Source organism: Psychrobacillus mangrovi (genome assembly GCF_037104765.1).
In the GTDB taxonomy this organism is placed as follows: domain Bacteria; phylum Bacillota; class Bacilli; order Bacillales_A; family Planococcaceae; genus Psychrobacillus; species Psychrobacillus mangrovi.
In genome coordinates, this window is record NZ_JBAWSY010000011.1 from 71,754 (window position 1) to 93,523 (window position 21,770).

22 protein-coding genes are annotated in these 21,770 nt (G+C 37.0%); 5 read left to right on the forward strand and 17 right to left on the reverse strand.

The annotated features are described in order from the left end of the window. Positions 1-52 precede the first annotated feature (52 nt). Positions 53-1,585: an FAD-dependent oxidoreductase gene (locus tag WAX74_RS14245; protein WP_336498328.1), complete on the reverse strand. Its 1,533-nt coding sequence runs from the start codon at positions 1,583-1,585 to the stop codon at positions 53-55. Positions 1,586-1,683: 98 nt separating this feature from the next. Here WAX74_RS14245 and WAX74_RS14250 point away from each other — a divergent pair, with 98 nt between their 5' ends. Next, positions 1,684-2,040, forward strand: coding sequence for a DUF2500 domain-containing protein (locus tag WAX74_RS14250; protein WP_336498329.1), 357 nt, complete (start codon positions 1,684-1,686; stop codon positions 2,038-2,040). Positions 2,041-2,177: 137 nt separating this feature from the next. Here WAX74_RS14250 and WAX74_RS14255 read toward each other — a convergent pair whose 3' ends face one another. The 3 genes from WAX74_RS14255 to WAX74_RS14265 form a co-directional block, all read right to left on the reverse strand. Beyond that, the gene (locus WAX74_RS14255) at positions 2,178-2,828 is read right to left on the reverse strand and encodes a DsbA family oxidoreductase (RefSeq protein ID WP_336498330.1); all 651 of its coding nucleotides are present in this window, start codon (positions 2,826-2,828) and stop codon (positions 2,178-2,180) included. Positions 2,829-3,606: 778 nt separating this feature from the next. After that, a complete protein-coding gene (locus WAX74_RS14260) occupies positions 3,607-4,545 on the reverse strand; it encodes a manganese-dependent inorganic pyrophosphatase (RefSeq protein WP_336498331.1) in 939 nt (312 codons plus the stop codon). A gap of 48 nt (positions 4,546-4,593) precedes the next feature. Beyond that, positions 4,594-5,034 carry an Rrf2 family transcriptional regulator gene (locus WAX74_RS14265; protein ID WP_336498332.1) on the reverse strand — a complete coding sequence of 147 codons (441 nt, stop codon included), beginning with the start codon at positions 5,032-5,034 and terminating at the stop codon, positions 4,594-4,596. A 165-nt stretch (positions 5,035-5,199) separates the two neighbouring features. Between WAX74_RS14265 and hmpA the strand changes: the two genes are divergently transcribed. Together hmpA and WAX74_RS14275 are read left to right on the forward strand one after the other, a co-directional pair. Beyond that, positions 5,200-6,387: an NO-inducible flavohemoprotein gene (hmpA, locus tag WAX74_RS14270; RefSeq protein ID WP_336498333.1), complete on the forward strand. Its 1,188-nt coding sequence runs from the start codon at positions 5,200-5,202 to the stop codon at positions 6,385-6,387. Positions 6,388-6,517: 130 nt separating this feature from the next. Beyond that, on the forward strand, positions 6,518-7,330 hold the full coding sequence (locus WAX74_RS14275) for a GNAT family N-acetyltransferase (RefSeq protein WP_336498334.1): 813 nt from the start codon (positions 6,518-6,520) through the stop codon (positions 7,328-7,330). A 393-nt stretch (positions 7,331-7,723) separates the two neighbouring features. Here WAX74_RS14275 and WAX74_RS14280 read toward each other — a convergent pair whose 3' ends face one another. The 4 genes from WAX74_RS14280 to WAX74_RS14295 form a co-directional block, all read right to left on the reverse strand. After that, complete coding sequence (locus WAX74_RS14280; RefSeq protein WP_413788973.1) at positions 7,724-8,338, reverse strand: DNA-3-methyladenine glycosylase; 615 nt, start codon at positions 8,336-8,338, stop codon at positions 7,724-7,726. Next, positions 8,310-9,581 carry an acetyl-CoA hydrolase/transferase family protein gene (locus tag WAX74_RS14285; protein WP_336498335.1) on the reverse strand — a complete coding sequence of 424 codons (1,272 nt, stop codon included), beginning with the start codon at positions 9,579-9,581 and terminating at the stop codon, positions 8,310-8,312. Before WAX74_RS14285 ends, WAX74_RS14280 begins: the two co-directional genes overlap by 29 nt. A gap of 17 nt (positions 9,582-9,598) precedes the next feature. Next, a complete protein-coding gene (locus WAX74_RS14290) occupies positions 9,599-10,123 on the reverse strand; it encodes a DNA topology modulation protein (protein ID WP_336498336.1) in 525 nt (174 codons plus the stop codon). Between the two features lie 99 nt (positions 10,124-10,222). Continuing rightward, complete coding sequence (locus tag WAX74_RS14295) at positions 10,223-11,434, reverse strand: MFS transporter (protein WP_336498337.1); 1,212 nt, start codon at positions 11,432-11,434, stop codon at positions 10,223-10,225. Between the two features lie 174 nt (positions 11,435-11,608). Between WAX74_RS14295 and thrC the strand changes: the two genes are divergently transcribed. Both thrC and thrB read left to right on the forward strand, forming a co-directional pair. Continuing rightward, positions 11,609-12,664, forward strand: a complete 1,056-nt coding sequence (gene thrC / locus WAX74_RS14300; protein WP_336498338.1) for a threonine synthase — start codon at positions 11,609-11,611, stop codon at positions 12,662-12,664. After that, positions 12,661-13,584, forward strand: a complete 924-nt coding sequence (thrB, locus tag WAX74_RS14305; protein ID WP_336498339.1) for a homoserine kinase — start codon at positions 12,661-12,663, stop codon at positions 13,582-13,584. Before thrC ends, thrB begins: the two co-directional genes overlap by 4 nt. 43 nt (positions 13,585-13,627) lie before the next feature. Here thrB and zupT read toward each other — a convergent pair whose 3' ends face one another. The 9 genes from zupT to WAX74_RS14350 form a co-directional block, all read right to left on the reverse strand. Then, the gene (gene zupT / locus WAX74_RS14310) at positions 13,628-14,437 is read right to left on the reverse strand and encodes a zinc transporter ZupT (protein ID WP_336498359.1); all 810 of its coding nucleotides are present in this window, start codon (positions 14,435-14,437) and stop codon (positions 13,628-13,630) included. Between the two features lie 88 nt (positions 14,438-14,525). Further along, positions 14,526-15,179, reverse strand: a complete 654-nt coding sequence (locus WAX74_RS14315; protein WP_336498340.1) for a uracil-DNA glycosylase — start codon at positions 15,177-15,179, stop codon at positions 14,526-14,528. Positions 15,180-15,225: 46 nt separating this feature from the next. Then, on the reverse strand, positions 15,226-15,837 hold the full coding sequence (locus WAX74_RS14320; protein WP_336498341.1) for a phosphatase PAP2 family protein: 612 nt from the start codon (positions 15,835-15,837) through the stop codon (positions 15,226-15,228). A gap of 132 nt (positions 15,838-15,969) precedes the next feature. Then, positions 15,970-16,278: an antibiotic biosynthesis monooxygenase gene (locus WAX74_RS14325; protein WP_336498343.1), complete on the reverse strand. Its 309-nt coding sequence runs from the start codon at positions 16,276-16,278 to the stop codon at positions 15,970-15,972. Position 16,279: 1 nt separating this feature from the next. Next, positions 16,280-17,269, reverse strand: a complete 990-nt coding sequence (locus tag WAX74_RS14330; protein WP_336498344.1) for a siderophore ABC transporter substrate-binding protein — start codon at positions 17,267-17,269, stop codon at positions 16,280-16,282. 20 nt (positions 17,270-17,289) lie between these two features. Continuing rightward, the gene (locus WAX74_RS14335; RefSeq protein WP_336498345.1) at positions 17,290-18,051 is read right to left on the reverse strand and encodes an iron ABC transporter ATP-binding protein; all 762 of its coding nucleotides are present in this window, start codon (positions 18,049-18,051) and stop codon (positions 17,290-17,292) included. Further along, positions 18,048-19,001 carry an iron chelate uptake ABC transporter family permease subunit gene (locus WAX74_RS14340; RefSeq protein WP_336498346.1) on the reverse strand — a complete coding sequence of 318 codons (954 nt, stop codon included), beginning with the start codon at positions 18,999-19,001 and terminating at the stop codon, positions 18,048-18,050. The genes WAX74_RS14335 and WAX74_RS14340 overlap by 4 nt, the downstream gene beginning before the upstream one ends. Beyond that, entirely contained in the window at positions 18,994-19,944 is a 951-nt protein-coding gene (locus tag WAX74_RS14345) for an ABC transporter permease (protein WP_336498347.1), read from the reverse strand. The genes WAX74_RS14340 and WAX74_RS14345 overlap by 8 nt, the downstream gene beginning before the upstream one ends. 943 nt (positions 19,945-20,887) lie before the next feature. Further along, positions 20,888-21,733, reverse strand: coding sequence for a DUF6612 family protein (locus WAX74_RS14350; protein WP_336498348.1), 846 nt, complete (start codon positions 21,731-21,733; stop codon positions 20,888-20,890). Positions 21,734-21,770: the final 37 nt, after the last annotated feature.

Consider the following 21,770-nt stretch of genomic DNA (forward strand, 5'->3'; position numbering starts at 1 on the left):
ACAATCGATTGTTTAGAATAAAAAAAGCCTAGAGATTATTCTCTAAGCTCAGTTATTCGATATTTTCTATTTTCTCCAACGGTTCAAATGCAGGACCTTCAATAACGTCACCCTTGAATGTGTATCGTGACCCGTGACATGGACAGTCCCATGTGGTCTCTGCATCATTGAATACGACATCACACCCCATATGTGTGCATACTGGTTTAACTAAATATATTTCACCGGTGACGTCCTTAAATGCTCCAACCTTTTTACCGTCTAGTTTTACGATGTCTCCAGTACCAAGTTGCAAATCTTTAAACAAGACATCTATTTTTTCAGTCTTTCCTTTTACTAATTCTTTTGCGACTGCTGCATTATACTTGGCAAAACTAGCTATATCTTCTTTTTTCATTTTGGAACGGATTGGATTGTAAAGTTCCGCATATCGATTTTCTTTTTCCAGGACATTGTCCGCCATTATTTGGGCAGCTACCGTACTATTCGTCATACCCCATTTTGCATACCCAGTTGCAACCAGTACATCCGGAAGACCTGACGTCATGGTCCCTACATACGGCAATTGATCTAGTGTTACTAAATCCTGAGCAGACCAACGATTTGTAAACTGCTTTATATTAAATTGCTCTCTACCAAATGTAGCTAGTGCATCATAATTAGCCATCATATCACCTTCAAATCTACCGGTAACATGACCTTCTCCTCCTAGTATTAAATATCTTTTTCCATCAGTACCTAGCGCTGTACGTACGGATCTTGTTGGCTTTTCTACATTAATATAAATGCCTTTTGGATAATTAGATTCGGCAGGGGCAGCTACCGCATAGGATCTTTCTGGGGACATTCTTGAAAAATATAGACCACTTCCATCATTAAATGGGAAATGAGTACAAACTAATATTTTCTTTGCTCGTATTTTATGACCATTCATCATTTCTACTATATTTTCTGATATAGTTTTTGCTCTCGATTTTTCAAAAAACTGCACACCATTTTCAATTGCTTTATTCATTAACCCAGTGGCATACTTTATGGGATGAAACTGTCCTTGATTTTCTAACTTTAATGACTCCATCACATCATAAGGAAGACCGGTATTTGTTGTAAGAGTTGCCCCCTCTATACCTAGCTTATTATAGGCGTCCATTTCTTCCCTTACTGTTTGTACTCCTTCTTTAGTATCTGCATATATGTAAGCATCTACCTTTTCAAAATCACATTTAATTCCCAATTCTTTGGCTGTTTCCTCTATAAAGTTTTTAGCCTCCATATTGGCTTCATAATATAGTCTTGCTTTTTCTTCACCGAATATGGATATTAGCTTCTGGTAAATAGGCCCATGCTGCGCTGTCACCTTTGCAGTGGTGAAACCAGTTGTACCTTTTAATATTCTACCTCCTTCCAAAACCATTACGCTTTTTCCACTCTTGCTAAGTAAATACGCAGCAGTAATTCCTGTAAGACCTGCTCCCACAATTAAAATATCGGTTTCTATGTTTTCTCTTATTTCAGGAAAAATTGGAAAGTCTTCTGTGGCACGCCAATAAGATTGTGATTCAGTTGGTAGTATTTGATCGTTCATTGTATTTCCTCCTTTTCTTCTAGTGTCTATCTATAAACGAAACTTTATTCAATTTTTTACGTATAAGAAAAAAAACAGTTTTTTTAAGGGGGGTTAAGATGGATATCTTAGGTTTTTTCTTCGGGGGTTTCCCTATATTTATAGGCTTGATTTTCATTTTAGTATTTGGACTTATTATTTTCGCTATCGTTAAAAACATATCTCAGTGGAATAAAAACAATAATTCTCCAAAGCTTTCAGTACCTGCCCAGGTAGTAGCAAAACGGTCCGATACACGAGGCGGTTCGGGAAATAGTTCTGCTTCTACTTCCTATTACGCAACGTTTCAAGTAGAAAGCGGTGATCGAATAGAGCTTCACGTTAGCGGACAAGAATATGGCATGCTCGCTGAAGATGATTTAGGTGTTCTTACTTTTCAAGGCACTAGATTTTTAAGTTTTGAGAGAAGAAGTTAAGAAAAGACGTGCAAGCACATCCGCTGCACGTTTTTTTATCTTAATAAATTTTACATAAACTTGTTATACCCAATTCCGTTAATAAACTAAGACAAAATAAAAAACCAGCAGAATTTCTCCTACTGATTTTTTATAAGTTATTTAGCTTGTAATCCTTCTTCTTCCGCAACTTTGTTTAATGCACCAACAAACGTTTCAAGTGGTTGTGCACCAGAAATTGCGTACTTATCATTCAAAACAAAAAATGGAACCCCGCGCACGCCAATTTGTCCAGCTTTAGCGATATCCAGTCGAACCTCCGTTAAATACTTATCGGAGTTCAATACTTCTTCCGCTTCATCTCTAGGTAATCCAAGAGATTCGATTAAATCAAGGAGAACCTCGTTTTTGCCAATCTCCTTGCCTTCAATAAAATAAGAGTGCAGTAACAATTCATTCGCTTCTGCAGCTTTCCCTTGTTCGGATGCCCATTTCACTAAACGGTGTGCATCTAACGTGTTTGCCGGCTTCATAATGTCAAAATTATAATCTAGTCCAACTGTTTTTGCTTGTTCCACTACTTGTGCAGTCATTCCTTTAGCTGCTTCTACAGTAGATCCGTACTTTTCAGCAAGCACTTCATACATGCTTTGATCCGATATCTTTGGAGAATTTGGATCCAACTCAAAGCTCTTAAACTCAACCTCTGCCTGACTTGCATACCCAGCCTGCTCTAAAGCCTCTTCCAAACGTCTTTTTCCTATATAACAAAAAGGACAAACAAAATCTGACCATACTTCAATTTTCATAATTTTCACCTCCATTACATTGTAAAGTCTTCTTATGTATTCAACAATTTTAATGCTCTATGAAATCTCAGGGAGGGCTCTGAAAAAATTTAGAGAATATGACCCTACTAAATAAGGTCGTCCAATAAATAAGAAAATCGTTGAAACGGCTCCCTTTCCGCGGGCGTTGCCTTAGCCTCCTAGGCCAACACGATGTTGGTCATGCAATCGTTGCCGCAGGATGCGGCGAACTTAGATTGCCTTCCCCTCAACTGCGGGGTCTTCGGCTAACGCTATTCCCGCAGGAGTGTCGCCTTTTTCAAAGATTTTCTATAAATACTAATTGAAAAAATTTAAGTAATAAAAACTTGCTCTAATAATGTATGATGGTTTTCTAAATTGAAAAGCAGAAAATAGTTAATTGGAGTGGAAGGCGGCGACTCCAGCCGGAATAGCAAATATTTTCTGCACCGAAAGCGAAGCGTCAGGTGCATGCGCTGAAGACCCTGGACTGAGCGTAGCGAGAATTAATTTTTGCGACGAGCTTGCGCAGGAGCAAGGGAAGCGGCTGAAGCCATGCCGGCGGAAAGCGTCCGCCTGGAACGGAAATTATCGGGTCCAAATTAAGATTCGAATATCTGAACAACTTGTCGTTCACATACTGTTAAGATATCTCATTGAGGACCTTTCAGTGCCCTCATTCCAATTTCTTAGATTCTCGGGGATCCGCCGAGATTTTCTGAGATACACTCATTTCCAAATAAAAAAGCTATCTCTTTATCCAAGAGATAGCCATTTTCTACAATAATAATGCTAGTGCTTCAGTCAATGCTGGAACTACTTGTTTTTTACGAGATACTACGCCTTTTAGTAAAGCAATATTGTTATCATCGAATTTCACATTAAAGGCAGCTTCTGCTTTTAGCGCCAATTTTCCAAGCGCTAGCGCTACGGAATCATTGTTTAAAATATCCGTTACTACAAAGAAAAAGAGATCCAATTCATTTTCTTGAACTTCAAGATTAATTAAGTCTTCCAGCTCTGCTCTGCGGTTCATTACATCATTTACGTCTACCGCGTTTACTTGAGCGATGACTACTTTGTATTCGCCCATAACGAATTCTTTTGCGTCTAATGATAGAAGATCCTCTAAGCTTTTATCGCTCAAATCTGCTCCAGCTTTCAACATTGCTAGTCCATACTCTTCCAAGTTTACACCAGCAATTTCTTCTAGCTCACGTGCTGCAGCAATGTCTTCTTCCGTGCATGTTGGTGATTTAAATAATAAAGAATCCGAAACAATCGCAGAAAGCATTAATCCTGCAATGTTTGCTGGGATTTCTACGCCTTTTTCTTTAAAGATTTTATTTAAAATGGTTGCTGTGCATCCTACTGGTTCTGCACGATAGTATAAAGGATCTGCTGTTTCGAAATTTGCAATACGGTGATGGTCGATAACTTCAGTTACTTGAACATTTTCAATGCCATCTGCACTTTGTTGTTTTTCATTGTGATCAACTAAGATCACTTTCTTTGCTTCACTTGAAACATCTCCAATAATTCGAGGTGCTTCAAATCCGAATTTTTCAAGAGCAAACTTTGTTTCATTGTTTACTTCGCCTAAAGCAACCGCTTCTGCCTCTATCCCAATGGCATTTTTTAAGTATGCATATACGATTGCTGAAGTAATTGTGTCTGTATCAGGGTTTTTATGTCCAAAAACTAATACTTTTTCCATGAATAATCCTCCTAAAAATCAATTTCCGAACTTATTTTATCATATATCTTACTGCTCTTTAAAAAGTAAATTTGCTAACAAGTGCTTTTGAAGCAAAAAGTCTGCCAATGTATATCCGTCCAACACTTTCAAATAAGCTAGCAAAGCCCGATTCAATGCACCTTTTAGTCCACAAACAGGCGTAATTACGCAAGAGTTTGAATGACAATCGAAGCATTCGACGAGATGGAAATCATCTTCTGTATGTCTTACCACTTGTCCAATATTGATAGCTTCCGGCTCCATCGCTAACCGAATTCCCCCACCACGGCCACGGATTGTTTCTATATAACCGAGCTTTCCTAATTCATATGTTACCTTCATTAAATGATTTTTTGAAATTCCATAAGCAGTTGATATTTCTTGAATTGTTGACAATTCATTACTTTCTTTTGTTCCGAGGTATATTAACACTCTAAGCGAGAAATCTGTATACATAGTCAATCTCATGTTACCACCGCCATTCTTTCTTCATTATAAACGACTATGTCAGAAACGTGAAAGAAATGTGTCTGAAATATTACATCGTTCTTAAAGATGTATTTTAAATATTGCTTTAAAAAAACGCTAGGAGTATTCTGTATTTGTAAACAAAAAGATAAGGATGTGTAAATTATGTTATCTCAAAAATCAATGGATATCGTAAAATCAACTGCACCTGTTTTAGAAGTTCACGGAGTTGCAATAACAACCGCTTTTTATAAAAATTTATTTGTAGCTCATCCAGAACTATTAAATATTTTCAATCATGCTAACCAAGCAAAAGGTCGTCAACAGACTGCGTTAGCAAACGCTGTTTACGCAGCAGCTGTTCATATTGATAATTTGGCGGCAATTATTCCAGCAGTGAAACAAATCGGACAAAAACACGTAAGCTTAGGAATCAAACCAGAGCATTATCCAATTGTAGGTGAACATCTACTTGGTGCAATCAAAGAGGTATTAGGCGATGCAGCTACTGACGATATTATTAATGCTTGGGCAGAAGCATATGGAGTGATTGCTGATGCATTTATCGGTATCGAAGAAGAAATGTATGTAGCTGCAGAATCAAAAGAAGGTGGTTGGAGATTCTTTAAAGACTTTGTTATTGCAGATAAAGTAAAAGAAAGTGACAACATTACTTCATTTTATTTAAAACCAGCAGATGGATCAGCGGTTCCTACTTTTGAGCCTGGACAATTTATTACCATTCGTGTAAGCATCCCAGGGGAAAAGTATTTGATGAACAGACAATATAGTTTATCAAAAGCTGCAGATACAGAGTCATTCCGTATTTCAGTAAAAAAAGAAGACGAAAATGATCCAGAAGGAAAAGTTTCTGTCCACCTACACAATAATGTAAATGTTGGTGACATAGTTGAACTGACTGCTCCAGCTGGGGAATTCATTTTAGATCCAGAAAAAACTACTCCTGTAACATTCTTAAGTGGCGGAGTAGGTATCACACCTATGATGAGTATGCTTGAAACAGTTGCTAAGCAGCAACCAAATCGCCCAGTATCCTTTATATATAGTGCTCGAAATGAAAGCCTACATCCATTTGATCATGATATTCGTTCTTTAATGGAAACAATGGAAGATGCAAAATACGTAACTTTATATTCTGATAGCGGTGATGGCTTCATTTCAAAAGATGTAATAAAAGAACATTCACGTAATGATGGAGATGTCTATGTTTGCGGACCGGTTGGATTTATGGAAGCAATGATTAATCATTTACTAGACCTTGGCTATGCAAATGAACAAATTCACTACGAATTCTTTGGGCCAGCTTTACAATTAGAATTAGTACAAGTATAAATACTCTGTAAAAAAGTGTTACTTCACTATGAAGTAACACTTTTTTACAGGAATTATTTTACGTTAAAATATGCTTTTTGTAGTGTGAATGTCATACTGTTGATGCTATACTTAGCCTATAAATTAAGAAATGAGTGAAATAATGCCTAAAATATTTGAAAGCAAATATATTCCCCTCTCCACTTTCTTTCAACAATCGACGAATAAAGAAATCAGATTAACATATGCAGAAATAGAAGCAATCATTGGACAAGTACTGCCTAACGCAGCTTATTTAAGTAGCAGTTGGTGGAAAAAAACAAAACCACCTGCATTACATTATTTCGCTTGGACAGAGCATGGATACTCAGTAAAAACTGTAGACCTAGGGAAGTCTGTTTTATTTCATAGTTCGGTTCTCGAGACAGATGAAATTATAGATGATGTAAATAATCACCAAGACATACTTATTATAAGAGAAGCAGAATTAGACGATGCCCGTGCATTTATTCGTTTGCAAGAAACTATTTTTTCGGAAACCGACTTTATGTTGTACGGCAAGTCTGATATTCAGATGACTGTACAGAGTATCCGTAAAGAAATGTCAGCATGGAAGAACACAGAAAACTCTAATTTACTTTTAGCGATTATGAATGGTCAGTTCGCTGGATATGTATTGTTTACAGGGGGACCGGCACCACGTGCTTTGCATCGAGCTTCTGTAGTAATCGGCGTCAAACAGGAATTCTCTAAAAAAGGAATTGCCTCATCCTTAATGGTCCACGGAGAAAAATGGGCAAAAGAAGTAGGAATATCCAAGCTTGAACTGTCTGTTATTAAAGAAAATATAGGTGCCCAAAAACTATATAAGAAGCTCGGTTTTGAAAAAGAGGGCGATCGTAAAAATGCACTAATTATAAATGGACATTTTGTAGATGAATATTATATGGGAAAACTCATCTAATACATATTAAAATACCGACCATTCCTGGTCGGCCACTGAAAAACTTACATTTTTTATAGCGTATTGGTTTTCAAAACAAAAAGAGGGCACTTTCCGTTCGATTTTGAACAGAAAATGCCTTCTTTCTTTGTCTATTTCTTTCGGGATCAGTGAGACAGATGAAACATCACAACGTACTCGAAGGGGCAATGATAGTTCATCGCTCACCCCGCGGAACGCGTCCGCCTGGAACGGAAAATCAACGGGTTCCATCTAAAAAAGCGAGTAAGTGAACAATATGTTGTTCACTTACTCGCTATAAAATCCTTTTAAGGACTTTTTCAGGGCCTCCATTTCTGGTCGGTATTTTTTCTTCTACTTGCGACTTGATGCATTCATGTTTTCCAAGCAGGTTCATCTCATTTTAGATACATATGGATTGTCCGTTTCCCAAAAACGATAGGGGTAGTGAACAGCTTCCCCACTGTTTTCTATACCAATTCTTGGACCAGTGGAAATGAACGACACTTCCCCGCCCTCTGCAATGTATAGAGGCTTTTTGGACCAATGTTTCCCATAGTATTCCATTGTGATTCCCATTGCTTTTGTTAATTTTCCTGGTCCATTTGTCCACTGCTTCATTGGTAGATTGTTTCGAAACTCTTTCATTATTTCTAAGCCTTCCACTGGCTCTACCGCACGTATTAATATTGCATTCGGAACGCCTTCTACTCCTGCTACAACGTTAATGAGTGTATGGGTATGCATTTGATAAGTGTATATAAGTCCTGCTTCACCAAACATCACTTCCGTACGTTTAGTTCTTCTATTTCCGAAGCTATGGGCTGCCCGATCTTCAGGTCCCATGTACGCCTCCGTTTCGACTATTTTTCCTATTAGCAACCCACTGTTGTGCTCATGCACAATATTTTTTCCAATCAAATTTCTCGCTAGTTCTAATGTTGGTTGATGAAAGAATGATGGATCAATTGGTTTCACTTTAAATAAACCCCATTTGCTTCGCTTCAAAAGTTAGTTCTTCTCTAAATTTCGGATGCGCTATTGATATGAGTTGCTTTGCTCGTTCAGAAATTGGTTTACCAAACATTTTTGCCACTCCATATTCTGTCACAATTGTATCTATATCGTTTTTGGACGTTGTAACGACTGATCCAGGTGCAAGGCTTAGTTTTATACGAGAGATTTCATCATTTTTTGCGGTAGATGTCATACATACAAAGCCTTTCCCTTCTTTTGCAAAACGTACGCCTCTTGCAAAGTCTGCTTGTCCTCCCGTAGAGGAATAATACTTTCCAGCAACCGTTTCTGATGCACACTGACCAAATAAATCAACTTCTGTTGTAGCATTAATAGAAACAATCCGTTCTTCCTTTGCAATTTCTCGGGGATCATTTACAATACTAACCGGCAAAAATTGAACAGCAGGATTATTATGCAAAAAATTATAAATTTTATTGGATCCATGTGCAAAGGTTGCGACTATCTTTCCTTTATTCGTAAACTTTTGGGTTCCGTCAATTGCACCAGCTTCCACAAGATCTACTATTCCATCTACGAACATTTCTGTATGAACGCCTAAATGTCTATGATCTTTCAGTAAACTTACTACTGCGTTAGGAATGGAACCGATTCCGATTTGCAACGTGTCACCATTTTGAATACTACCTGCTACATAAGAAGCGATTTTCATATCCTTTTCACCAATTGGAGGTGCAATATCTTCAAAAAGAGGACGGTCATTTTCTACAAAGCCAGCGATTTGGCTTATATGTATTTGATTTTCACCAAAAGTACGTGGCATATGTTTGTTTACTTCTAATAGAAAAGGTACCTTTCCAATAAATTCAGAAACGATGTCCGCTTGCGTTCCGAGTGAAAAGTATCCATATTCATCCATAGGAGAAGCAACTGCCATAATCATCGATAGATTGGTGGATTGTCTTAAAATCTTTGGCATTTCGTGAAAATGATTAGGCACTAGATCCACTAATCCTTGGTGAAACATTTTCCGAGTAGCACCACTTAAAAAATACGAAACATGCTTAAGCTTTCCTGGGAAAGCACCTTCCATATACTTTCTATGCTGAAGTGCGAGTAACTGGTGGATTTTCACATTCGTTAAAGCATCCGCATTATCTTCCAAAATATCGAGTAATTTATGTGGCTCACCATTGGTTAATGGGAGAATAATATCGGCATCCTTTTCAATTAATTCAATGATTTGCCTCTCCGATAGTTGTTTGTTTTTCATAGCTGTTCCTCCTACATTTATCTACTCGGGGCAGTATCAATAAAGGCTTTCACTTCCACCGGATTTCTTAATATACATATCTCAACGTTACTTGCTTCTCTTAATACTTTTAATATACCTGGGCGGACATCTTTTGGAAAACGCCATACCCACTCTGCAAACTCAAAATCTATTTTTTCTTCACAATCAGTTCCCATATCAGGACGTGTTTTACCTCTGTATTCCCATGCTCGCTTTATTACTCGATACGTACAAAGTAATCTGGGAAAATCTAAGAAGATAATTAAATCGGCGTATTTGGCTCTTAATTCTAATGTAGAATTAAAATTCCCATCGATGATCCACTCATCTTCCTCTAACTTCAACTTAATTTTTTCTTGAAACTCTGGCTTTGATGTAGGTACCCATCCGGGATTCCAAAATAGGGCATCCAGATGGACAAGTGGTAATTTCCATTGTTCAGCAAGCTTTTTTGATAAGGTTGATTTCCCCGCTCCACTAGAACCGATAATCAGTATTCGTTTATGACGCCGATTAACCATGACCTACACCTCCACATTTCCCATACTTTTATTTTACTATGTATGGGGAATGAAACAAAATAAAACCTGCTCCGTTAGAGGAACAGGTTTTATATCTAGTTAGTCTAATTCCACTTGTTTTGTCTCAGTGCCGAGGAATAGTACAGCTAAAACACCAATTACGATTGCTACACAGAATATACCAAAAATGAAACCAATCTCATATCCAGCAGTTACGAGCATCCCAACCAACAAAGGCCCTAAAATCCCACCAATACGTCCAACGGATGCTGCCATTCCGGATCCAGTTCCACGAATTACTGTAGGATACTGTTCTGGGGAATAAGCATACAAAGCACCCCAAGCTCCTAGGTTAAAGAATGAAAGAAACATACCCGAGACGATTAATGCAACCGTAGAATCAGCGGATCCAAAAACTAGTGCACTCGCTGCAGTTCCTAGTAAAAACGTAATCAATACAAATTTTCGACCTGCTTTTTCTATTAACCATGCTGCAATGAAATATCCAGGTAGTTGAGCGAGTGTCATTAATAATACATACTCAAAACTTTTTATCAAATCGAATCCCTTCATTACCATTACACTTGGTAACCATAAGAACATTCCGTAATACGAAAAGACAACCATAAACCAGACAATCCAAAGCATAAGTGTTCTTTTTGCATATTTCTTCGACCATACATCCTTCATGTTTTGCATAATCGATCTAGATTGTGTTTCATTCGATACGAAACGAGGAGAATCTGGTAACTTTATACGCAAATAAATTGCATAAAACGCTGGGAGCGCTGTGATGATTAAACCTATTCTCCAACCGTAATTTAAAATAATAAAATAAGATATTAGTGCCGATAAAAGCCAGCCTGCTGCCCAAAAACTTTCAAGTAATACTACAACTCGACCTCTCTCTTTAGCTTCTACACTTTCAGAAACGAGCGTGGATGCAACTGGTAATTCGCCTCCCAGTCCCATTCCAACAAAAAATCGAAGGATTAAAAATGCCGCTAAGGTTGTTGTGAGAGCAGATAATCCCCCTGCCACAGAGAATAAGACCAATGTGATCATAAATATTTTTTTACGTCCTACTTTATCTGCCAATACTCCAAATACCAAAGCACCGACTGCCATCCCTATTGAATTTATGCTTCCAATCCAGCCCATCTGACCAGGAGTCAAGCTCCATTCGGCAGCAAGCGCTGCAATAACAAAGGATAGAATTCCAACATCCATTGCATCAAACATCCAAGCTAGACCAGCAATGCCTAGTAATTTATTCTTTGAAAGTGGTTTACGTTCTTTAATTGTAGCCATTTCTCGCTCCTGTCTTTACACCTGTAATGTTTTTTGTTTACATGATAAGTATACGCATCTACTAGTAAACTTTCAATAGAAATTTTATCTTGTTTTTTAAGCTTTATTAAGGTAAAATGTCCTTTATACAAAGACATATGTTTATTCAAGAAGAACAGAGAGGCGGAACACAACATGGCTTGGCAAGGTTTAATAGAAGAATATAAAGAATTTTTACCTGTAACAGAAAGAACACCAAAATTAACATTACTCGAGGGAAATACTCCTCTTATTAAATTAAATAACTTGTCAATTGAACTAGGGATTGAACTTTACGGAAAAGTAGAGGGCGCAAATCCTACTGGTTCATTTAAAGATCGTGGAATGGTTTTCGCTGTTGCTAAAGCAATTGAAGATGGCAGTGAATGTGTTATTTGTGCATCTACAGGAAATACTTCAGCAGCTGCCTCGGCATACGCTGCTCGTGCAGGTATAAAATCGATCGTTGTCATCCCAAAAGGTAAAGTTGCTCTTGGTAAATTAGCTCAGGCTTGTATGTATGGAGCTAAAATTATTGAAATCGATGGAAACTTTGATGATGCACTTCAAATCGTTCGAAAAGTTAGCGAAACTTCTCCGGTTGCATTAGTTAATTCTGTAAACCCATATCGTTTAGAAGGGCAAAAAACTGCTGCTTTTGAAATTGTCGACGCTTTAGGTTCTTCTCCAGACTTTCTGTGTATTCCAGTTGGAAACGCTGGTAACATCAGTGCTTACTGGAAAGGCTTCAAAGAATATAACGAAGTAAAACAATCCGGCTTACCTAAAATGTTCGGTTTTGAAGCAGAAGGCTCCGCTGCAATCGTACAAGGTGCTCCAATTGCTAACCCAGAAACAGTTGCAACAGCGATTCGTATTGGAAACCCAGCAAGCTGGTCTTTAGCGGAAGCGGCTCGTGACGAATCTGGCGGTATTATTGATTCTGTCACAGATGAAGAAATTTTAAACGCCTATCAGTTAATCGCTAGTCGTGAAGGGATATTTGTAGAACCTGGATCTGCTGCATCTTTAGCTGGAGTAATTAAATCTGTGAAAAATGGAAAAATTGCTGCTGGTAGTAAAGTTGTTACTGTGTTTACAGGTAACGGTTTAAAAGATCCAGATACTGCAATGAGTGTGTCAACAGTTGATTTAGTTTCTTTAAAAAATGATGAAGATGAAATACGTCAATATATTGAGGGAGTATTATGAGTAAAAAATGGTCTATTTCAATACCTGCAAGTACAGCTAACTTAGGCCCTGGTTTTGATTCGATCGGAATAGCTTTAGATAAATATTTAAAAGTTGATGTGGAAGTTTCGGAGAATTGGAAGATTGATAATTTATCAGATAACCTTCCAGAGGTTCTATATCCACAAGATCATTTAATGGTGCAAGCTGCGCAAAAAACTGCCCAAATGCACGGGTTAGAATTACCCGCTTGCCATTTAGAAGTTAAAAGTGAAATTCCCCTTGCCCGGGGTATGGGTAGTAGCGCTTCAGCAATCGTCGCAGGAATTGAAGTCGCTAACCAAGTGCTCGACCTTCAGCTTACTTCACAAGACAAGCTAAAAGTAGCTACTTCTATGGAAGGTCATCCTGATAATGCTGCTGCATCTATTTACGGAGGCTTTACCATTTCATCAAGTGCTGAAAATGGAGAAATTCACGTGTTTCATACGGTTAATGTTGATGCTGCTTTTGTTTTATTCATTCCAAACTTTGAATTAAAAACAGAAAAAGCTAGAAATGCTTTACCTGAAACTTATTCTCGTAAAATCGCCGCACAAGCAAGTGCAGTATCCAATTTATTAATAGCAGCCCTTCTATCTCAATCGTTTGAACAAGCTGGTGTGTATATGGAAGAAGATTTATTCCACGAACCATATCGTCTAGACCTCATTTCAGAAAGTAGAGAGATTAAAATTGCTGCAAAAAAAGCTGGGGCATACGGAACTTGTATAAGTGGAGCTGGCCCTACCCTCCTGTCTTTAGTAGAAAGAGGCACAGAAGAAGAGTTTATCTCTAGGTTAAGTGGTATATTCCCGAACTTTCAGCTTGTACCAGTGTCAATTAATCGAACAGGAATTGTCGCATCAAAAAATAAAAAGGGCAGTGCCGTTCTCTCTTAAGAGAATTGCACTGCCTTTCGTTTGTCTTTCAGAAGTTTAGTTACTACATCATTAATACTAAACTTAACGCCATCACAAGCATTCCAGCTACAACTCCGTAAATAGAAGAGTGCGCTTCATCATATTTTCTTGCAGCCGGTAATAGTTCATCTAAAGAAATAAAAACCATGATTCCTGCAACTGCTGCAAAGACAACTCCAAATACTACTCCATTTAAGAATGGCAATAATATTAAAAACGCAACAATTGCACCCACAGGTTCTGCAAGTCCAGAAAGAAACGATAATTTGAATGCCTTTTTACGATTTCCGGTCGCATAATAAATAGGAACTGCAACAGCAATACCTTCTGGAATGTTGTGAATAGCTACCGCTATTGCTATAGCAATCCCTAAATTTGGATCCTGCAACGCAGAAGCAAATGTTGCTATACCCTCTGGAAAGTTGTGTATCCCAATAGCAAGCGCAGTAAACATTCCCATTTTCATTAGTTTTGTGTATTCGGCATTAGTTGGTGCCACATCCATATCTTCTACACTCTTCGCTTCATGTGGGTTGCCAAGACTAGGTAATAGACGGTCTATAATTGCAATAAAAATCATTCCACCAAAAAAACCAGCTATAGTCATCCAGTAACCATTCTTCTCACCTAGTTCTGCTACTAACGATACTTTTGCTTTCACAAATATTTCTACTAAAGATACATATATCATCACACCTGCTGAGAATCCTAACGCAACAGACAAAAATTTTGTATTTGTTCGAGAAGTTAACAAAGATAGCAAACTGCCTATTCCTGTTGCTAACCCCGCAAACAATGTAAGTAATAGTGCAAAAACAACATTGCCTTCCATTGTACCAACTTCTTTCTCCTCAATGATTAACCACTTTATTATACGCAATAAGTTTCCTTCGTGCAACTCTTTTCAATTAAAGAAAACATTAAAAAGCAGGCGCTTTATTAATAAACTCCCCAATTTTTATCCAATCCTTCTCCAATGCCTCCCGATGAGATGGTCGGTAAAATACTGCAGCTGGATGATACGTTGGCATAATAATATATTCTTCTTTTGACCATTTATACACACTTTCCTCAAGTGAAGCAAGGTGCTGCACGGGATGCTTAATGATTTGGCCATGTAACTCTGATATCCTTACTTCCTTACCTAGTAAGCGCTGAAGCCCTACATTTCCTAAAGTCACAATAACAACTGGTGAAATATTTTTTAATTCAAAATCGAGGAGTGGCGCGTGAGCTATAATTTCCTGCTGAGTAGGTGGCCTATTATACTTTTTTTCCGTTATTTCCCCATTTCTCATTTTCTTCTCTTTCCATTGAAATGGTCTACTTCTTACAGCACTTGTCATATACACATCATCTCTCGTCAGGTTGATACTGTTCAGTGATTTGGCTAATTCGTTTCCAGCTCTTCCTATGAACGGTATCCCTTGAATTGCTTCATTTTCTCCTGGTGCCTCTCCAATTAACATTATTGTAGGGTCTTTGGGACCTCTCCCTTTCACAAAACCTTCTACTGGGAAGCCTTCTATTCTTTTCATTCCAAGTTTGACTAGTTCATCTGGTAGCTCAAACATATACGTTATCCCTTCTAAAAAATCCTCTCCTATAAAGGAAAGGATTTTAGTCAATATTCTTATTGTAACTCCTGTTTCTCCATTCATACCATAAGGCAACTAATACAAACCATGTATACCCTACCATCCATCCAGCAAACACATCGGAAGCATAATGACGACTCTCTGCAACACGAGATAGGCCAATCATCATTGCAAGAAGAATCGCGCCAACCCATGTAAAAATTTTGATCTTATTATTTGCTTGATGAGCTGTCAATAAATAGGCAATGGTAAATATATAAAGTAAACCAACCATTGCATGACCAGAAGGAAAACTAAAGGTCTCTAATTGATGTGGAACATCTGGTCGTTCTCTTTGAATCCACTTTTTTAATAATTGATTCAAAACATTTCCTACACCTACTGAAAATAAAACAAAGAGCATACCTCTATAGTTTCTTGAATGTAGCCACAAATAGATTATTAATAGAAGCATGGCAAATAATATAAATTTCGTTTCCCCTATATAATGAAAATAAGTTATAAAATCATTTCCTGCAAGAAGATCGGACATTGTATAGTCTATTGATATAATTTCGTCCTTCGTAACTTTTAGAAATAACATAACAAAGCCTATCAATGTAACTAGTCCTAGTGGATAAAACCACTTCTTCACAAAATCCCCTCCTAACCATTACAAAAAGTATAAGCCAGATAATATGTTATGTACATCAAAATATAAGCAACTATTTGATTGAGCGATTCCACAAAAAAATCCACAAGGAACGAGCTCCTTGTGGATTACAAATTATTTACTTACTTTTACTTCATAAACATTTTGGCTGGATTCAATAATATAATCAGGTTTCGGCTTTCCGATATTCGCTTTGTGACCAGCAATATGCTCGGGGCTCTTTTCCCAATTCTTCCAGTCCTCTTCCGAAGACCAACCTACTACTACAAGAACTTCTTCTTCGCCTCGGCGAACTTTTTTCACTAGAACTTCTAACTTTTCAAAGCCCGGTTGCTTTTCAAGTTTTCCTTCTCCCTGAAAACGCTCCACCACACTAGACGAAAAACCTTCTTTTATGACCATACGTTTTATTTGATAAAACATATTATTTAATCGCCTCTAGGACAGCATCAATTTTTGCATTTTCTGATTCAATACCGCCACCTGATAAGTACCAAACCTCTGGATCTAAGTAAAATACTTTACCATTTTTAACAGCATTTGTTTTACTTACGATTTCATTTTCAATTGCCGCTTTTGTGCCAGACTCCCCTTCTGATGCTACTGCATCACGGTCCACTACAAATAAGATATCTGGATTTTGCTCTAACACATACTCATAAGAAACACTTTGACCATGTGTAGAAGCTTCTAAGTTTTCATCAACCGCTTTAAAACCATATACATCATGAACTACTCCAAAACGTGAACCAGGACCAAATGCACTTAATTCACCCTCAGATGCAAGTACTACTAAAGCCTTTTCTTCGATGCTTTTCGTTTTCTCTGCTAATTCTGCAATTTTAACGTCAATTGCTTCTAAAGCTGCAGTTGCTTCTGCTTCTTTACCAAATATTTTACCCGCTAACTCTGTATTAGCTTTGAATGAATTCATGTAGTCAGTATTATCAACTCCGACATAAACAGTAGGGGCAATTTTACTTAATTCTTCATAAGCGTCTGCTTGACGATTAGAGATAAAAATTACATCTGGATTCATCATACTAATTGCTTCAAAATCTGGTTCTTTTAAAGCTCCAGCATTTTTGTATGCAGCTTCATCTGCATATTTACTTAAGTATTTAGGTACATTGCTTTGTGACACTGCCGCAACGTCAACCTCTAGAGAATCTAATGTATCTAAGAAACCATAGTCAAATACAACAACTGTTTCAGGCTTTTTCTCTAGTGTTACTTCTTTATATCCTTCAGGTTGAGGAATAGTTAATGGAAAAACAGACGATGCTTCACTTGATCCTGTTGTTTTTTCTGAATTATTTTCTTTTGCAGTTGACGCATCTTCGTTTGAACCACATGCAGCAAGCAAAAGAACTAGCATTGCAAAAATCACAGCTAAGAATTTCTTGTTTTTCATATGTTAATATCTCCTTTTTCTTATGAATTAAAATAAACGCAAATACGGCAGCTATTCATTTCTTGAATCGGAATATCCATGTCATAAATCTCTTTTAATGCATCAGAGTTAATGATTTCATGAGTTGGACCATCTTTGATCACACGACCATCCTTCAATGCAACAATGTAGTCTGAATATACGGATGCAAAGTTAATATCATGCAATACGATGACAACCGTTTTGCCTAACTCTTCAACAAGCTTGCGAAGGATTTTCATAATTTGTACAGAATGCTTCATATCTAAATTATTTAACGGCTCATCTAGTAAAATGTACTCTGTATCTTGTGCAATAACCATTGCGATGAAAGCACGTTGACGTTGACCACCAGATAGTTCATCTAAATAGCTATCCTCGATATCAGCTAAATTCATGTACTCAATTGCTTGATCGATCATTTTCATGTCTTCCGTGTTTAAGCGTCCTTTAGAATAAGGAAAACGGCCAAATGACACTAATTCACGAATTGTTAAACGGACGTTCATATAGTTTGATTGTTTTAAAATGGATACGCGCTTTGAAAACTCATCGGATTTCCATTTACTCACATTTGATTTATCTAAAAGAACTTCACCTGTGTCTGCATCCAATAAGCGACTAACCATTGATAAAAGAGTTGATTTTCCAGCACCATTAGGTCCGATAAATGATGTGATTTTCCCTGACTGGATATTAACACTTACGTTATCCACTACTGGCTTTTTAGAAAAATACTTTGTTACTTCTTTTACTTGTATCATGATGTAGCTCGACTCTCCTTTAGTAATAAATAAATGAAGTAAATTCCTCCGAGAAAGTTAATTATAACGCTCAGTGTTGTATCAAAAGTAAAGACTCGTTCTACAATCCACTGGCCTCCAATTAGTGCAATTAAACTCATGATGCTTGCTCCGATAATTAGAACCGAATGCTTATATGTGTTAAAGAATTGGTATGATAAGTTTGCAACGATTAAACCAAAGAATGTTATAGGGCCTACTAGTGCTGTAGAAGTAGCTATTAAAACAGCTGATAATACAAGCATTTTTTTTACTATTTTGTCGTAATCCACTCCAAGGTTGATGGCATTATCACGTCCAAGCGACAATACGTCTAGTTCTCTAATCGTGCGCCAACCATATAGGATAACTAGGACGATAATAACCATCGCTAACCAAACTAAATCACTATTTACGTTGTTAAAACTTGCAAACATCTTATTTTGTAAACTTGTAAACTCATTAGGATCAATAAGTACTTGAAGAAACGTTGTAATACTTCCCAAAAATGTTCCCAGAATAATCCCTACAAGCAACAAGAAATAGATTGGGCGTTTCCCTGAGTTAAATAAAAAGCGATAAAGCAAAAGCGCGAAGCCAATCATTGCTAAAACAGAAATAAAGAAATTATAATTTTTGTTTATAACTAAAATTGACATAGACCCAAAGAAGTAATAAATACATGTCTGTACTAACATGTATAACGAATCCAGCCCCATTACACTTGGAGTTAAAATTCTATTATGTGTAATAGTTTGAAAAATTACCGTTGAATACGCAATCGCTACTCCAGTAAGTCCCATTGCCAATACCTTTATAGCTCGACGCGGCAATGCATAATCATAACTTCCATTTAACCCTTGAAATAAATAAAGTGCTATACAAACTAATGCTAAAGCTAGTAATAAAATCATTTTTGTTCTGTTACGCATATGCTTTCCCCCTAAACAGCAAGAATAGGAAGATCGCACTTCCGATTACACCGACTGTCATACTAATCGGGATTTCATAAGGGAAGATTAGTACCCTACCCAGAATGTCGCATATCAACAAGAAAATGACTCCTAGCAATGCAGTATGTGGTAATGTTTTTTCTAAATGATCTCCTTTAAAGATGGATACGATATTAGGGATGATTAATCCTAAAAAGGGAATCATTCCAACTGTCAAAACAACCGTAGTAGAGATCAAAGCGACTAGCACTAATCCTAAATTTAATACTCTTTTGTAAGAAAGACCGAGGTTTTTTGCAAAATCCTCCCCCATTCCTGCTACAGTAAAGCGGTTAGCGTAAATATAGGCAATAATAAGTACTGGTACACTTATGTAAAGTAATTCATATCTGCCTTTTAATATTAAGGAGAAGTCTCCTTGTAACCAGACAGTGATGTTTTGAATAATATTTGATTTGTATGCGAAAAACGTCGTAATAGAAGCTAAAATATTTCCAAACATCAGACCGACAAGCGGAACAAAAACTGCATCCTTAAATTTAATCCGATTCAGTATTTGCATGAATAGCAATGTAGCTGCTAGTGCAAATATAAATGCAAAAGAGATTTTTTGAATATACGTTGCATTAGTAAATACAAGCATCGAGATTAAAATACCTAAGCGAGTAGCATCAAGCGTACCTGCTGTTGTGGGTGATACAAATTTATTTCTACTAAGACTTTGCATAATTAAACCTGCGATACTCATTCCTGCTCCTGCGAGTATTATGGCAATCAGTCTAGGTATGCGACTAATGAGAAATATTTGTGTCTCCTCCGAAGTGATATCTAACAAATCCATTGGTGAGATTCTAGTAACACCAACAAAGAGAGATAAGAGAGAAAGTGCGACTAGTGCAATTATAAGATATCTTTTTTTCATAGCTATCCTCAACATTTCTATTTGTGAAAGGGCGATAGTGAAAATCATTATCATTTACTCACAGTTTTTATTATAGCACCCTGACATGACAAGTCAACGGTTAAATGAAAATGATTTTCAATTGATAATATACGTATATGCCAGATCATCCTATTTTATTTATATGAAGCAATTTCATAATTCAAATTTACATGAAAAAACACAAACAATATTATTGAATAGAGTATAGTTGATTTCCGCTATAGGCGGACGCTTTCCGCGGGGTGAGCGATAAGCCATCACCGCCGCTATGCGTCGCTTGTGATGGCTTATCTGTCTCACTCATCCCGCTGGAGTCGCCGCCTGTCACTCCAATCAACAAAGTGATATATGTTCGTTTGTATTAATGGCAAAGTACTATTTGGAATTAACTATAGTTAATTTCAAACGTGACGACAAAAGTATTTTTATAAACGGTTATGTTAAATAATAAATCTTCCTAATGAGGTTGCTTTATCCAATTAAAAGTAAAGATAGTGGATATCTATAAGGAATTGTTTATAAGACAAGGACCACCACGAAGACTCCTGTGGGAACAGCTTGAGCTGAAGACCCCGCAGTTGAGGGGAAGGCAATCTAAGTTCGCCGCATCCTGCTCCTTTGCAAAGCTCGTCGCAAAAGAACTTTTGCGGCAACGATTGCATGACCAACATCCTGTTGGCCTAGGAGGCTGAAGCCAAGCCCACGGAAAGCGAAGTGGTGGTCCTTGCCGAATTTAATATACAACTCTATGCACCCAGAATTGAGTTTGTCTACAGCCTGAAATTAACTCATAATTAATTTTACTATAAAAAATATATAAAACAAAAAGACTGCCTGTAATTGTCGCTTTTTCGCAACAATTAACGCAGTCTTTTTCGTTATTTTCAATATCTACTTGACGCCTCAATCATTCAGTTGAAGTTTAAATTTCTACAGCATTATCAATTACTTCTTGAGGAATAACAATTTCTTCTACTTGATTGAAATTTGAGAAGTCGGATTTCATATCTTGTTTCATATTCATTTTTTCTCCGTCAATTGTCATATCCATATCAAGAACCATATCTACTTTATTTGTTTGAAATGTTTCTTTATCAATATGAATTAAGTAGTTTACGGAATTAATAATCATATCCACTTCAACTTCTTCAGCACCAACCATGTTTTGGAGAGCCTCATCCACTTGTTCTTTTACTAACTCGGTGAATTTTTCACCAGACGCTTCTAAAGTAAGAATGTAGTTGTCGTTATCTTGCTCAAAGGTAAAGTCTTCTAAGTATCCTTCAATTTGTTTTAATTGATTAGATGGATTTGATTGATCTGTAGTGCTCATTATCTGATTCATCATCTCTTGAGGAAACTTCATCCATTGACCAGACTCTCCCTCATACATATAAAAAGCATCCTTCGTTATATAGCTCTCCATCTTCATTTCTTGACTTCCCATATTTTCATCGGTAGATTTCATAGATGTTGTTCCTGTTTGATGAATTTGTATTGGATCAATTATATAATCCATATCCATTAATGAATTAATGTCTAAATTTACATCTTGACCAGGTAATTGCATCGTTTGCTTCATATCAATTTTTGCTTTCACACTCTTTAATTCTTCTGAAACAGCCATTGACTTATCATATACTTCTTGTAGTGTTAACTCACTCTTCTTCGCAACTTCTTTATCATTTGCAGGGGCAGCTGTCTCATTACATGCTGCTAAACCTAATGTTAATGTGGCTACAGCTAAAAGTGTGGTCCATTTCTTCATATTGTTTATCTTCCCTTCCTATTGGTAATAACTTTAC